The organism is Alcanivorax sp., assembly GCF_002733835.1.
Classification (GTDB): domain Bacteria; phylum Pseudomonadota; class Gammaproteobacteria; order Pseudomonadales; family Alcanivoracaceae; genus Alcanivorax.
The window spans coordinates 12,274-24,971 of sequence record NZ_NVWY01000038.1; the positions used below are offsets into that span (position 1 = coordinate 12,274).

Here is a 12,698-nt window from a genome sequence, read left to right on the forward strand (position 1 = left end):
CGTCCGACCTCAGACGTCCGACGTCTTAATGCCTGAAATGACGCATGCCGGTGAAGACCATGGCCATGCCGGCTTCGTCGGCGGCTTTGATGACTTCTTCGTCGCGGATCGAGCCGCCGGGCTGGATCACGCAGCTGATGCCCACCTTGGCGGCATTGTCGATACCGTCGCGGAACGGGAAGAAGGCATCGGATGCCATCACCGAACCTTCTACCTGCAGGCCAGCGTGCTCAGCCTTGATGGCGGCGATGCGCGCGGAGTTGACGCGGCTCATCTGGCCGGCGCCCACGCCAACGGTCTGGCGATTCTTGGCGTAGACAATGGCGTTGGATTTCACGAACTTGGCCACTTTCCAGGCAAAGATCAGATCGTGCATCTCGGCTTCAGTAGGGGCGCGCTTGGTGACCACTTTCAGGTCGCCTTCGGTGATCATGCCGATGTCGCGATCCTGCACCAGCAGGCCGCCATTGACGCGCTTGTAGTCCAGGCCGCCTTCGGTCGGGCCTTCGATTTCGCCACACACCAGCACCCGCACGTTTTTCTTGGCGGCGGTGATGGCCAGGGCTTCGTCAGTGGCGCTTGGGGCGATGATCACTTCCACGAACTGACGGTCGACAATGGCCTGGGCGGTGGCCGCATCCAGCTCACGGTTGAAGGCGATGATGCCGCCAAAGGCGGACTCGGTGTCGGTGGCAAACGCCAGATCGTAGGCCTTGCCGATGCCGTCCAGACTCACCGCCACACCGCAGGGGTTGGCGTGCTTGACGATCACACAGGCGGGCTTGGTGAAGCCTTTTACGCACTCCAGTGCGGCGTCGGTGTCGGCGATGTTGTTATAGCTCAGTTCCTTGCCCTGCAACTGCTTCGCGGTGGCGATAGAGGCCGGTGCCGGGTTGCGCTCGGTGTAGAAGGCCGCTTTCTGGTGCGGGTTCTCGCCGTAGCGCATGTTCTGGGTTTTTTCGAAGTTCAGGTTGATGGTGCGCGGGAAGTCGTCATTGTTTTCACCGACTTTCTTGCCGAAGTAGTTGGCAATGGCGCTGTCGTAGGCTGCGGTGTGTTCGAACGCCTTGATGGCCAGGTCGAAACGCAGGGTGTCGGACAGGGCGCCATTGTTGGCGGCCATGTCGTCGAGCACGCGCTGATAGTCGCTGGCATTGGTGACGATGCCCACGCTGGCGTTGTTCTTGGCGGCAGAACGCACCATGGTCGGGCCGCCGATATCGATGTTCTCGATGGCATCGATCAGGGAGCAATCCGGGTTGGCCACGGTGGCTTCGAATGGGTACAGGTTGACCACCACCAGATCAATGCGGCTGATGCCGTTGTCGGCCATGACCTGTTCGTCCTGGCCACGACGGCCAAGGATGCCGCCGTGCACTTTCGGGTGCAGGGTCTTCACCCGGCCGGCCATCATTTCCGGGAAACCGGTGTAGTCGGAGACTTCGCGCACGGCGATGCCTTCGTCCTGCAGCTTCTTGTAGGTGCCGCCGGTGGAAAGAATTTCCACGCCTTGCTCGGCCAGGGCCTTTGCAAATTCGACGATACCAGTCTTGTCGGAAACACTGATCAGTGCACGTTCAACGGCTTTGCTCATAAGTCACCTTTGGTGACGCTTGCACGCGGCACGCGATATGCTGGCACGCTAGGCGTGGTAGCGGTTTTGCGTGTTGCATGAAGCGTGTTGCATGTTGCGAGAAATCGGGTTGTCCAGAAACAAAAAAAGGGCAGTAGTGCCTACTGCCCTGATTTATAGCAGCCTGTTTTTACAACAGGCCGTACTGCTTGAGTTTCTTGCGCAGGGTACCGCGGTTCAGGCCCAGCAGCTCGGCGGCTTTGGTCTGGTTACCACGGGTGTACTCGAGCACTTTCTCAAGCAGGGGGATTTCCATTTCAGCCAGTACCATCGGGTAGAGCTCGCTCACGGCTTCGCCGTCCAGCTGGTTGAAATAATCGTTTAACGAACGTCGCACACAATTGCGCAAGGTATCGTGGGTTTCACTGCGCGCAATAGTAAGATGCGGCTGCTTTCGTGCTTCAGCGGTGTTCATTTCAGTAAGTGTCCGTGCAGCGGCTGTGTTAACTGAAGAAAGGGTCATGCGGCCAGGGCTCCGTTTTTCTTCCGGGCAGACACCTCGCCATAACGACCGAAACGAACCCGGTCGGTAGTGGCGCTGATCTGTTGGAAAAACTGCTCGATTGCCACGCATTGGTCGGTGGCATTTTCCAGTGTGTTAAACCCGCGCCGGAAGTCTTCCCCATCGGGCAGGTTCTGTGTGTACCAGCCCAAGTGCTTGCGTGCGATACGCACCCCCATGAACTCACCATAAAAATGATGCAGTTCGGACAGGTGCTGCTGCACGCAGTCATGGACTTCCGTTACTAACGGCGCTGCGGGCAGCGAGCCGTGCTCGAGGTAATACAGGGTGTCCCGGAAGATCCACGGGTTACCCTGAGCAGCGCGGCCGATCATGATACCACCGGCGCCGGTGGATTCCAGTACCCGTTTAGCTTTTTCCGGGCTATCCACGTCTCCATTAGCCATTACCGGAATATTCACCGCGTCCACCACCTGTTTGATGGTGGTGTATTCGGCCTCTCCGTTGAACTTGTCGGCGCGGGTGCGCCCGTGGATGGCGAGGGCCTGGATACCGGCGGCTTCGGCAATGCGGGCAATGGCGAGGGCATTGCGCTGATCGCGGTCGGGACCGGTACGGATTTTCAGGGTGACGGGGACGTCCACCGCATTGACCACCGCATCCAGGATGCGGCTGACCAGATCCGGGTCGGCCAGCAGGGCGGAGCCTGCGGCGCGCTTGCACACTTTTTTCGCCGGGCAGCCCATATTGATATCAATGATCTGGGCGCCGTGGTCCACGTTGGCGCGGGCCGCGTCTGCCAGCATGGTCGGCTCGCCGCCGGCAATCTGGACAGAGATGGGGCCCGGTTCGCCGCGGTGATCCAACCGTTGGCGAGACTTTCGAGAGTTCCACAGACGGGTGTCCGAGGTCACCATTTCCGACACCAGCAGGCCGGCTCCCAGGTCCCTGCACAAATGCCGGAAAGGGCGATCCGTGACGCCGGCCATGGGGGCCAGAATCAGGGAATTGGGCAGGTTGTAGGGTCCGATCTGCATGGCGCCGGCTTGGGGTGTCTAAAAGGGGAGACAATGATAGAGATCGACGGCCCGGGATGAAAGGGCAGCCTGCCATGAGCTGACGGGCTGCCGATGGATTGCTGTTGTGCGGCTGGATGCGGTTAGCGCTGACTGATCTGGTCGCGGGGCTGCGGGGCCGGAAGCAGGCGCAGGTTGTAGTTCACCGCCTTGTCACCCGGGTCCACGATTTCCAGAGAAATATGCAGCGGGGTGCGCGTGGGCATGGTTTCCATGCCGAGCAGATCCCCTTGCAGGTATTCCTGTGGGGTGAAGCGCCGGCTGGCAACGGGGCCGCCATTGAGAGCGCTGAAGCTCAGTTCCAGTTCCGGGAAGGGCTGGGGGTAATTGGCTTCATTGAACAGGATGGCGTCCACAATCAGGGCGTTGGCGTAATCCGGATGGCTGCGTACCACCAGGTTGGCGCCGCGCAGCTGGGTGATGTCTGAGCGGCTGGGCAATTGGCAGCCAAGTACATCACAGGCTTGCTGGTACATTGGGCGCCATTGCGGGCTACGGGCCAGGTCATCGAAGTTGAAGAAGGCGTATTGGCCGATCAGCACAACCAGAGCGATGACTGACAGAGACGTCCACTTGGCAAGGCCGCCCCAGTCCCGGCGCTGGCGGAAATGGTTGTCACGTTCGCGCACGGGCTTGCCGATGGGAACGGGTTCCTCGTAAAGATCGTCGCCAAACAGGTCCAGCCCACCGAACAGGCTGTCATCGTCGTCTTCGGGCTCTGCCGGTCGGGTTTGTTTCGGTGGTGGTGGGGCTGTTTTGCGCGCAGCTGGCTGCTCAGGGGCAGGGTTGTTGACGGGAGCGGACGTGGTTGTTTCGCCAGGGCTGGTCTCGGCGGGTTCATCGTCTTCCAGTTCCTGCAGCAAGGCCTCGGCCCAGGACTCGTCGGCATTTTCATGGTGGCTGGCCCGGCCGGCGCCATGCATGTCAGCGAAGTCTTCGCCTAATCCGCCGGCGGGGTCGTCCGCATCCAGGTTCATGAACGAGTCGCTTAACTCCATGCCCTGAATGCTCAGGCCATCAGCGTCGGTGCCGTCATCGTCGCCAAATTTCTGCTCGTCCCCGGAAGAGTCTGCGTCACTGTGGGTGCCGTCCAGCGCGCCGGCCCAGCGATCCTGCGGGGCGGCTTGCTGCGGTGCCGGGGGATCAACCAGGTAATCATTGGCCTGGAAGATCTGCAGGCAGGAGCCACACCGTACCGCACCGCGTGCCTGTTTCAGGTGTTCATCGGTAATTTTGAACTGGGCTGCACAGTGGGGGCAGCGGGTCTTGTATTGGGTGGCCATGGCTTTCGCCTGAATTGTTATTGGTAATGAATCGCAACACGCTGCACGCAACAGGCTATCACGCAGCCCGGGAATGGCGATGGTGTGCAGGCAAGTATGTTTTACAGAAAAAACGGGACAGGCCGCAAGGACCTGTCACTCAGTTTTCCCTGAATCTGTGGATTCAGGTGACGCGGCGCACCCCGTCAATGCGCACCCAGTCACCCTGTTGGGTGGTGGGGGTCAGATCAAACCAGGGGGCATAGGCGGCGCGGACCGATTCCGCCTGTTCTGCTAAAATGCCGGACAGGGCCAGTGTGCCGCCGGGGCGGCAGTAGCCGGCCAGCAGCTCGGACAGCTCTACCAGCGGGGCGGCCAGGATGTTGGCGACCAGTACGTCGCACTGGTAATCCGCAGGCATCTGCTCCGGCAGGTACAGGGCGAGCGAGTCTGCCACGCCATTATTACGGGCATTGTCTTCGCTGGCGATCAGCGCCTGGGGGTCGATATCCGTGCCGGTGGTCTCACCGGCACCGAGTAGCAGCGCGGCGATGGCCAGTACCCCGGAGCCGCAGCCGAAATCGAGCACGGTTTTGCCGTGCAGGTCGGCGCCGTCCAGCCATTGCAGGCACAGCGAGGTGGTCTCGTGGGTGCCGGTGCCGAAGGCAAGGCCCGGGTCCAGCTTCAGGTTGACGGCTTGCGGGTCTGGCGCCTCGCTCCAGCTGGGAATGATCCACAGTTGCTCACCAAATTGCATGGGCGAGAAGTCATCCATCCAGGCCCGCTCCCAGGTCTGGTCTTCCAGGGTTTCGTGGTGGCTGGCTTCGGCTGTCAGCCCCTGGGCTGTGAGAGCGGCAAGTATCAGCTCGGGAGTCTGGTCCTTTTCAAACAGCGCACTGACCACGGTGTTTTGCCACAACGGGCGGGTGCCCGGTGGCGGTTCGAATACGGGCTGGTCGGCGCCGTCGGTGAGGGTCACGGCCACGGCGCCGAGGTTTTCCAGGGCAGCCTGAAAGGCATCGGCGTGTTGTTCGGTGGTGGCAAGGTGGAGCTGAAGCCAGGCCATGGACACTCCTGCAAGGCGTTGTGATGTACGGGTGGAAAGTGGCCGCAGTCTAGCGGATTCTGCTGCCCTGCGCTGCCTGTCGTTACGCCGGCCGGTTCGCTGGTGCGGTGATTTTTGCCGTTGCCGGGCCAGAAAAACAAAGGCCGCGCCGGGTTAGCGGGCGCGGCCTTTGTTGTGGCGCAGAGGAAAGAGCAGGCGCTTATTGATCGCCCAGCTTTTTCTCCAGGTGGTGAATATCCACTCCGCCTTCAATGAACGCCTTGTCCTTGAAGATTTTGTCGCGGTGCAGAGCGATATTGGTCTTGATGCCTTCTACCACGATTTCGTCCAGTGCGTTTTTCATGCGCGCAAAGGCGATGTCGCGGCTTTCCCCCCAGGTGATCAGCTTGCCGATCAGGGAATCGTAATAGGGGGGGACGGTGTAGCCACTGTAGATATGGGAGTCCACCCGCACGCCGTTGCCGCCAGGCGCATGGAAGTAGGATATTTTCCCCGGGCAAGGAGTGAAGCGGACTGGATCTTCCGCGTTCACGCGTACTTCGATGGCATGGCCCTGGAACTGCACGTCGGCTTGCTGCAGCGCCAGCCCTTCACCGCCGGCAATGCGCAGCTGCTCCTTGACGATATCCACCCCGGTGACCATTTCGGTCACCGGATGCTCTACCTGAACCCGGGTGTTCATCTCGATGAAGTAGAAGCGCTCGTCTTCATAGAGGAATTCGAACGTGCCGGCGCCCCGGTAGTTGATGGTTTTGCAGGCATCCACGCAGCGCTGGGCCACTTCGTCTTTCAGGTGCTGCGGGATGTCGGGGGCCGGGGCTTCTTCCACCACTTTCTGATGGCGGCGTTGCAGTGAGCAATCGCGGTCACCCAGATGAATGGCATGGCCAGCCCCGTCAGCCAGCACCTGCACTTCCACATGCCGCGGTTTCTGCAGGAATTTTTCCATGTAGACGGTGGCATCGCCGAAAGCATTCTTGGCTTCGGAGCGGGTCAGGGTGATGGCGTTGAGCAGATGTTTGGCTTCATCTACTACGCGCATGCCACGGCCACCACCGCCGGCGGCGGCTTTGATTATCACCGGATAACCAATCTGTTCGGCCATCGCCAGTGAGGCATCGTCATCGTCACCGATGGGGCCGTCAGACCCGGGTACGGTGGGGACGCCGGCTTCTTTCATGGCCTCGATGGCCGCAACCTTGTTGCCCATCAGGCGGATGGTGTCTGCTTTGGGGCCGATAAAGGTGAAGCCGGAGCGCTCCACACTTTCGGCAAAATCCGCATTTTCCGCCAGGAAACCATAACCGGGGTGAATGCCATCGGCATCGGTGACTTCCGCTGCGCTGATCAGGGCAGGAATATTGAGGTATGAATCGGTGGACGACGCGGGGCCAATACACACCGCCTCGTCGGCCAGACGCACGTGCATCAGGTCCCGGTCCGGTTTGGAGTAAACCGCTACGGTGCGAATGCCCAGTTCTTTACAAGCGCGAAGAATACGCAGAGCAATCTCGCCGCGGTTGGCAATGACTACCTTTTCCAGCATGGGAGGCCTCCGTTAAACGATGGAGAACAGAGGCTGGTCGAATTCAACCGGCTCGCCGTCTTCTACCAGAATGGCATCCAGCGTGCCGGACTTGTCGGCCTCGATCTGGTTCATCATCTTCATGGCTTCCACGATGCACAGCACATCGCCGGCCTGGACTTTTTGGCCCACTTCGGCAAAGGACGCCGCACCCGGCGACGGGGAGCGATAGAAGGTGCCGACCATGGGGGAGCGTACCAGATGGCCGCTGGGGGTGTTGTCCGCTGCAGCCGGTGCGTCGGCGGCAGGTGCTGGAGCTGCTGCTGGTGCAGGCGCCGCTGCTGCCGCTTGCGGCGCGGCATAATAGTGGGCTGGCGCTGCAGGGTGACGAGAGCCGCGGCTGATGCGTACAGACTCTTCCCCTTCACAGATCTCCAGCTCTTCAATGCCGGATTCTTCGAGCAGCTCAATCAGTTTCTTGATTTTGCGAATATCCATGTTCAGTCATCCAGTTGTTCGAGAGCAGCGGTTAGCGCCAACGCATACCCGGTGGCGCCCAGGCCGCAGATAACGCCCTTGGCAATATCGGAAAAATAGGAGTGGTGGCGAAAGGCTTCCCGGGCATGCACGTTGGACAGGTGCACTTCAATAAAGGGAATGTTCACCGCCAACAAGGCGTCACGCAGTGCCACGCTGGTATGGGTGAACGCCGCCGGGTTGATAATGATGAAGTCGATTCCCTCGGTGCGGGCATCGTGTACGCGCTCGACCAGCTCGTATTCCGCGTTGCTTTGCAGATGCTGCAGGTGATGGCCGGCCGTGCTGGCCTGTTCCTGCAGTTGCTGGTTGATGTCCGCCAGGGTGGCATGGCCATACTTGTCCGGCTCGCGGGTGCCAAGCAGGTTCAGGTTTGGGCCATGTAAGACCAGAATGGAAGCCAAAACGGGTCCCCTTGCGAATTTGTCGTTATTTGCAGTGATCGTGCTGGAAAAATCCGGATTAGTCCGGGCTTTCTTGCACAAATGCAATATTAGGGGCAAACCATGACAGAAAAAAGGGCTTTACAACATTCGTTACAAGTTACCGGAAGATTGCGTGATATCGGTACCATTTCATGGGGTTTGTATAGGCGGTATGCCTTGGGCTATATAACGAGGCGGCTGAGAGAGCCTGCTTGCTAGCAAGCTCCCTCAGCCTGTTGTGACGGGTAAAGGTGGCTGGATAGGGGGGCGTTACAACGTCGGCATGACCCGCTTGTTCAAATGCTCAATGAAGCGTTCCGGACCCATCTCGCCCAGCACCCGGGAGTCGGGGATTTCGGCGCTGGCGGGAGTGAAGAAGACCAGGGCAGGCAGGCCGAGGATATTGTATTGCTCCATGATCGCCTGGCTGTCGGCATTGATCTCGGTAATGTCCACCCGGTACAGGTCGAAGCCGCCCATGGCGTTGAGTACATCGGGGTGGCTAAGGGTGGTTTCTTCCAGCACCTTGCAGGCCACACACCATTCAGCGAAGAAGTCCACCAGCACCGGTTTACCGGCCTGGCGGGATGCGGACAGTGCCTGCTCCAGCGAGGTCTTGCCAACGATGGTTTGCCAGGGGCCGTGGTCGTTCGCGGTTGCCGCATTGCTGGAGGCGGCACTGCCTGCCACCGGGGTTGCTGGCTGGGTCATGTGTGCCAGCGGCTGCAGTGGATCCTTGCCGCCGCTTAACGCCCCGACAATCATTACCGCGCCATACAGGGCCAGCACCAGGGCCAGGCCGCGCTTGAGGCGGGCAAGGCCTTCCCCGGCCGGCTCCAGTGCCCCGAGCTGCACGCCATAGACGGCCAGCAACAGGCCGTAGAGGCCCAGGGTGATAGTGTCACTGATGATGCGGTCCAACAGCCAGATGGCCACGCCCAGCATGACCACGCCGAAGAACCGTTTGATCTCTTCCATCCACATGCCGGCACGGGGCAGCAGGCTGCCGCCGCCGGTGCCGAAGATGATCAGCGGCAGGCCCATACCGATGGACAGGGCAAACAGGGAGGCGGCACCGGTGGCCGCATCACCGCTGGCGGCCACGTAGATCAGGGCGCCGGCCAGGATGGGGGTGACGCAGGGGGAGACCACCAGGGCCGAGATTGTCCCCATGATGGCGGCGCCGATCAGGCTGCCGCGGGCTTCCTGCCCCGGTTGCTGAAGCTTGTTGCGCAGCGCGGCCGGCAGCTGGAGTTCATATAGCCCGAACATGGACAGGGCCAACACCACAAAGACCACTACGGAGGTGAGGATCGCCGCCGGTTGCTGGAGCAAGAACTGCAGGTTGAGTCCGGCGCCGAACATTGCCACCAGCAGGCCGGCCAGCGTATAGGGGACCGCCATGCCCAGCACATAGCTGACACTCAGGGTGAAGCCGCGGGCGGCACTGGGCTCTTTCTCTCCGGCAATGATGCCGGACAGGATCGGTACCATGGGAAAAACGCACGGGGTAAAGGCCAGGAGCAGGCCGCCCACAAAAAACAGGCCGATGATCAGGCCAAGGGGCTGGTCTTTCATCCACTGATTGAAGGCGTTGGCATCTTCGGACTGCAGCGTGTCGAGGAAGCCTGGGCCAGCGCTGGAGTCAGACGCCGCTGCTGGCGGAGCGGCCACCGGCTTTTTTGTCGGTTGGGGGTTGGCGAACTCGATGATTTTTTTGGTGGGCGGGTAGCACAGGGTGTCTTCAATGCAGCCCTGGTAGCGCACTTCCAGTTCCGTATCCACCAGCGGCACGCTATTAAGGGGAAGTGCCAGATCCAGGCGGTGGAAGTACACCTGGACGTCGCCGAAGATTTCGTCGGTTTTGGCTTTGCCGGCGGGGAGCGTCAGTTCAGCAAAATCGTTGATCACATTGCCGTTGGTGTCGCGCAGTGTGAATCCAAAGCGGTGCTGATAAAGATACACCTCGTCGATCAGCTCGAAATTCAGCAGCAGTTGCTGGTTATCCCAGTCCGCATCGGCCACCAACTGGATGGCTTCATCCACGGTAGGCAGGCGCTCTTCTTCGCCGAACAGGTTGTTGGCACTGGCCCAGGACAGTGGGGCCAGTAAAACGATGGCGACCAGGAAACGCTGCCAGCACTGCTTCATTCGATACTCCTCTCCGGTGCCGTATGCGCCAGATTGCGTGACGCTTGGATGTAAAAACAGGCACTTAGTTTCATTCGGTAACTTTAAGGCTATGTTAACCGGCGCGGGATCAGCGCTGGTGTGGAGCGCTTTTTGCCTGTCACTTTCAGGGTGAATCGCTGGCTCGAAAGCGCTGCCCTCTGGCAACGGAGCTACTGCGATCCTGTTCGCTGGCGCAGTTTAACCAAAAAGCCCATGGCTGTAGACCAGCAGTGGCGTCACTGATGTGGATAGAGTTTGCGTGTTTGCCGGGCAGGGCCAAGGGGGCGGGGTATCAATGGCAGGATTGAGAGCGTGGATGGCGTGGATGGCGTGGCGGTTGTGGATTGTAGGTGGTGTTTTGTCGCTCTATGGTGGAACCTTGCCAATATGAGGGACAGTCGCGAACCCGCCCGGAAGGTAATTGCCTGCAGCTTGAGCGGGTGGTGAGCTATAGTGGTGAGCGGAGTTGCGGCTTGAAGGATCCTGGGAGTGGTCATGAGTAACGATAAGTTTAGTGAAAAGATGGGGGACGCCATGCTGGACCCTCGTAATAATCGAATCTGGAAAGGTTTGTTCTGGTTGCTTGGTTTGCTGTTGTTGGTTGAGGTGCTGCTGGGCTGGTACTGGAGCCAGGAGCCCGAGTTGCGTGAGGTAACGGCGAAAGAGGATGCCGTGCGGGGGGAAACTACCGCGCGGGAACTGATTTTTGTTGCCGATACCCTGCTGTCCAAGCCCGGTGGTTACCTCAGTAATGATGTGCTTCCGCACCGTCTGTGGCTGGATAACATGCCTGCCTGGGAATATGGCGTATTGGTGCAGGTGCGCGATTTCAGCCGGGTATTACGCCGGGACATGAGCCGCTCCCAATCGCAAAGCCAGGAAGATAAAGACCTGGCTATTGCCGAACCGCAGTTCAATTTCGATGCGCAAAGCTGGGCCATGCCGGCCACGGAAAGCGAATACCGCCGGGGCATCAAGGCATTGCAGCGTTATGTGGATCGGCTGACGGATGCCAATGAGAACGACGGCAAGTTCTACGCCCGGGCCGATAACCTGAACTATTGGCTGAACGAGGTGCAGAACCGGTTGGGATCCCTGAGCCTGAAGCTGAGCCAAAGCGTTGGGCGCAGCCAGCTGAACGTAGACAAGGATGGCACCATTGTGGCGGCCAAGCCGGAGAGCGACGAAGACTTCGTCAAAACCCCCTGGCTGAAAATTGATGATGCCTTCTACGAAGCCCGTGGTGCCACCTGGGCCCTGACCCAGCTGATGCGTGCTGCTGAGGTGGATTTTGCGGATGTGCTTCGCAAGAAGAACGCCACCATCAGTTTCCGGCAGATGGTTCGCGAGCTTGAAGCGACCCAGGAAACGGTGTGGAGCCCCTTGATTCTGAACGGCGACGGTTTCGGTATGCTGGCAAACCATTCCCTGGTCATGGCCAATTATGTGTCACGGGCCAATGCCGCGCTGATTGACTTGCGGAAATTGCTGCAGGAAGGATGAGTAGAGGCAGTTGACAGTTGATAGTGGACAGTTGACAGCGTCGCGTTAAAGCGTCGGTGTTATCTTGAAATGTAAGAGGCCGCGCCCAAAGGTTGGGCGCGGCCTCTTTGCTTTAATGAAATCCAAATGTCGCTCGCGCAACTGTCAACTACCTTGCTACGCCGCGTTCTTCTCCTTCGGGGCCGGCAGGCTTTTACGCCATTCTTCGATCAACGCGCTGTTGTCGTCATCCCAGGGATGGAAGCCGGGTTTCAGGTAGCTGAACCAGGCAGGGATGATGCTGCTGATCACGCCTCGGTAGCCAAACCCTTTCCACAGCCCTTTGGCCAGGGTGAGGGGTTTACGGTGCACATTGTCGCGCTTGAGCATCTGCCAGGTGAAGTAGCTGGAGAAACCGATCAGGTAGGCGGTGCTGGAAAGGAACAGGCGCTGGCGCTCCAGGTAGTTGCCGTTCACGTCCTTGTACAGGTCGTAGGCTACGGCCTTGTGCTCGGTTTCCTCAATGGCGTGCCAGACCCACAGATCGCGCACCGCCGGGTCCATCTTTTTCATCAGGTCCGGGCGACGCAGAATGGCGTCGGCCAGAATGGCAGTGAAGTGCTCCAGGCCGGCAGTCGCCGCCAGCTGCTGGCGTTTGCTCATGTACTTGCGGGCACCGGCCAGCAACTTGTTGGTGACCCCCAGGGCGTGCGCAACAATGTCGTCATATTTGCCGTCGGCAATCAGATCATTGAAGGCCTGGTGTTCCAGGGAATGCATGGCTTCCTGGCCAATAAAGCCGGAAATATCCTTTTGACGATCCTTGTCCTCCACCTGGTCGCGCAGGGCGCGCACAGAATCCACGAAGAAACGCTCGCCGTCCGGGAAGGTCAGCGACAGGATATTCAGCAGATGGGTCAGCACAGGGTCGTTATCAAACCAGTAATCATCATGTTTGATGCCATCGAAGGAAAACCCCATGCGGCGGGGTACGATGGGCACAACCGGTGCCTTATGTTTTTTTGTCAGCGGCAATTTCATGTTGGCTCCTGGCGCA

11 protein-coding genes are annotated in these 12,698 nt (G+C 59.7%); 1 reads left to right on the plus strand and 10 read right to left on the minus strand.

The features are described 5' to 3' along the window. Nucleotides 1–25: 25 nt before the first annotated feature. The 9 genes from purH to dsbD all read right to left on the minus strand — a co-directional run bounded on the left by purH (nucleotide 26) and on the right by dsbD (nucleotide 10,138). Nucleotides 26–1,594 (minus strand): bifunctional phosphoribosylaminoimidazolecarboxamide formyltransferase/IMP cyclohydrolase, encoded by a 1,569-nt coding sequence (purH, locus tag COA55_RS13920; protein ID WP_290502640.1) that lies wholly within the window; start codon nucleotides 1,592–1,594, stop codon nucleotides 26–28. A gap of 169 nt (nucleotides 1,595–1,763) precedes the next feature. Then, nucleotides 1,764–2,048, minus strand: a complete 285-nt coding sequence (fis, locus tag COA55_RS13925; RefSeq protein WP_007148571.1) for a DNA-binding transcriptional regulator Fis — start codon at nucleotides 2,046–2,048, stop codon at nucleotides 1,764–1,766. A 44-nt stretch (nucleotides 2,049–2,092) separates the two neighbouring features. Then, a complete protein-coding gene (dusB, locus tag COA55_RS13930) occupies nucleotides 2,093–3,133 on the minus strand; it encodes a tRNA dihydrouridine synthase DusB (RefSeq protein WP_290502641.1) in 1,041 nt (346 codons plus the stop codon). Nucleotides 3,134–3,255: 122 nt separating this feature from the next. Then, nucleotides 3,256–4,455 carry a DUF3426 domain-containing protein gene (locus tag COA55_RS13935; protein ID WP_290502642.1) on the minus strand — a complete coding sequence of 400 codons (1,200 nt, stop codon included), beginning with the start codon at nucleotides 4,453–4,455 and terminating at the stop codon, nucleotides 3,256–3,258. A 163-nt stretch (nucleotides 4,456–4,618) separates the two neighbouring features. Further along, nucleotides 4,619–5,500 (minus strand): 50S ribosomal protein L11 methyltransferase, encoded by an 882-nt coding sequence (gene prmA, locus COA55_RS13940; RefSeq protein ID WP_290502643.1) that lies wholly within the window; start codon nucleotides 5,498–5,500, stop codon nucleotides 4,619–4,621. 199 nt (nucleotides 5,501–5,699) lie between these two features. Continuing rightward, complete coding sequence (gene accC, locus COA55_RS13945) at nucleotides 5,700–7,046, minus strand: acetyl-CoA carboxylase biotin carboxylase subunit (protein ID WP_290502644.1); 1,347 nt, start codon at nucleotides 7,044–7,046, stop codon at nucleotides 5,700–5,702. Nucleotides 7,047–7,058: 12 nt separating this feature from the next. Continuing rightward, a complete protein-coding gene (gene accB / locus COA55_RS13950; RefSeq protein ID WP_063538541.1) occupies nucleotides 7,059–7,523 on the minus strand; it encodes an acetyl-CoA carboxylase biotin carboxyl carrier protein in 465 nt (154 codons plus the stop codon). Nucleotides 7,524–7,525: 2 nt separating this feature from the next. Further along, a complete protein-coding gene (aroQ, locus tag COA55_RS13955) occupies nucleotides 7,526–7,966 on the minus strand; it encodes a type II 3-dehydroquinate dehydratase (protein ID WP_063520760.1) in 441 nt (146 codons plus the stop codon). A gap of 291 nt (nucleotides 7,967–8,257) precedes the next feature. Further along, nucleotides 8,258–10,138, minus strand: a complete 1,881-nt coding sequence (gene dsbD, locus COA55_RS13960) for a protein-disulfide reductase DsbD (protein WP_063538539.1) — start codon at nucleotides 10,136–10,138, stop codon at nucleotides 8,258–8,260. Nucleotides 10,139–10,654: 516 nt separating this feature from the next. Here dsbD and COA55_RS13965 point away from each other — a divergent pair. Further along, complete coding sequence (locus COA55_RS13965) at nucleotides 10,655–11,662, plus strand: DUF2333 family protein (RefSeq protein WP_063521012.1); 1,008 nt, start codon at nucleotides 10,655–10,657, stop codon at nucleotides 11,660–11,662. Nucleotides 11,663–11,818: 156 nt separating this feature from the next. Here the strand turns inward: COA55_RS13965 and COA55_RS13970 are convergent, their stop codons facing one another. After that, nucleotides 11,819–12,682 carry a metal-dependent hydrolase gene (locus tag COA55_RS13970; RefSeq protein ID WP_290502645.1) on the minus strand — a complete coding sequence of 288 codons (864 nt, stop codon included), beginning with the start codon at nucleotides 12,680–12,682 and terminating at the stop codon, nucleotides 11,819–11,821. Nucleotides 12,683–12,698: the final 16 nt, after the last annotated feature.

What these genes read in the sequence shown, in the direction of transcription:
- accC (WP_290502644.1), bottom strand. Translation starts at nt 7,046, where the DNA reads ATGCTGGAAAAGGTAGTCATTGCCAACCGCGGCGAGATTGCTCTGCGT.
- COA55_RS13970 (WP_290502645.1), bottom strand. Translation starts at nt 12,682, where the DNA reads ATGAAATTGCCGCTGACAAAAAAACATAAGGCACCGGTTGTGCCCATC.
- dusB (WP_290502641.1), bottom strand. Translation starts at nt 3,133, where the DNA reads ATGCAGATCGGACCCTACAACCTGCCCAATTCCCTGATTCTGGCCCCC.
- prmA (WP_290502643.1), bottom strand. Translation starts at nt 5,500, where the DNA reads ATGGCCTGGCTTCAGCTCCACCTTGCCACCACCGAACAACACGCCGAT.
- dsbD (WP_063538539.1), bottom strand. Translation starts at nt 10,138, where the DNA reads ATGAAGCAGTGCTGGCAGCGTTTCCTGGTCGCCATCGTTTTACTGGCC.
- purH (WP_290502640.1), bottom strand. Translation starts at nt 1,594, where the DNA reads ATGAGCAAAGCCGTTGAACGTGCACTGATCAGTGTTTCCGACAAGACT.
- accB (WP_063538541.1), bottom strand. Translation starts at nt 7,523, where the DNA reads ATGGATATTCGCAAAATCAAGAAACTGATTGAGCTGCTCGAAGAATCC.
- COA55_RS13935 (WP_290502642.1), bottom strand. Translation starts at nt 4,455, where the DNA reads ATGGCCACCCAATACAAGACCCGCTGCCCCCACTGTGCAGCCCAGTTC.
- COA55_RS13965 (WP_063521012.1), top strand. Translation starts at nt 10,655, where the DNA reads ATGAGTAACGATAAGTTTAGTGAAAAGATGGGGGACGCCATGCTGGAC.
- fis (WP_007148571.1), bottom strand. Translation starts at nt 2,048, where the DNA reads ATGAACACCGCTGAAGCACGAAAGCAGCCGCATCTTACTATTGCGCGC.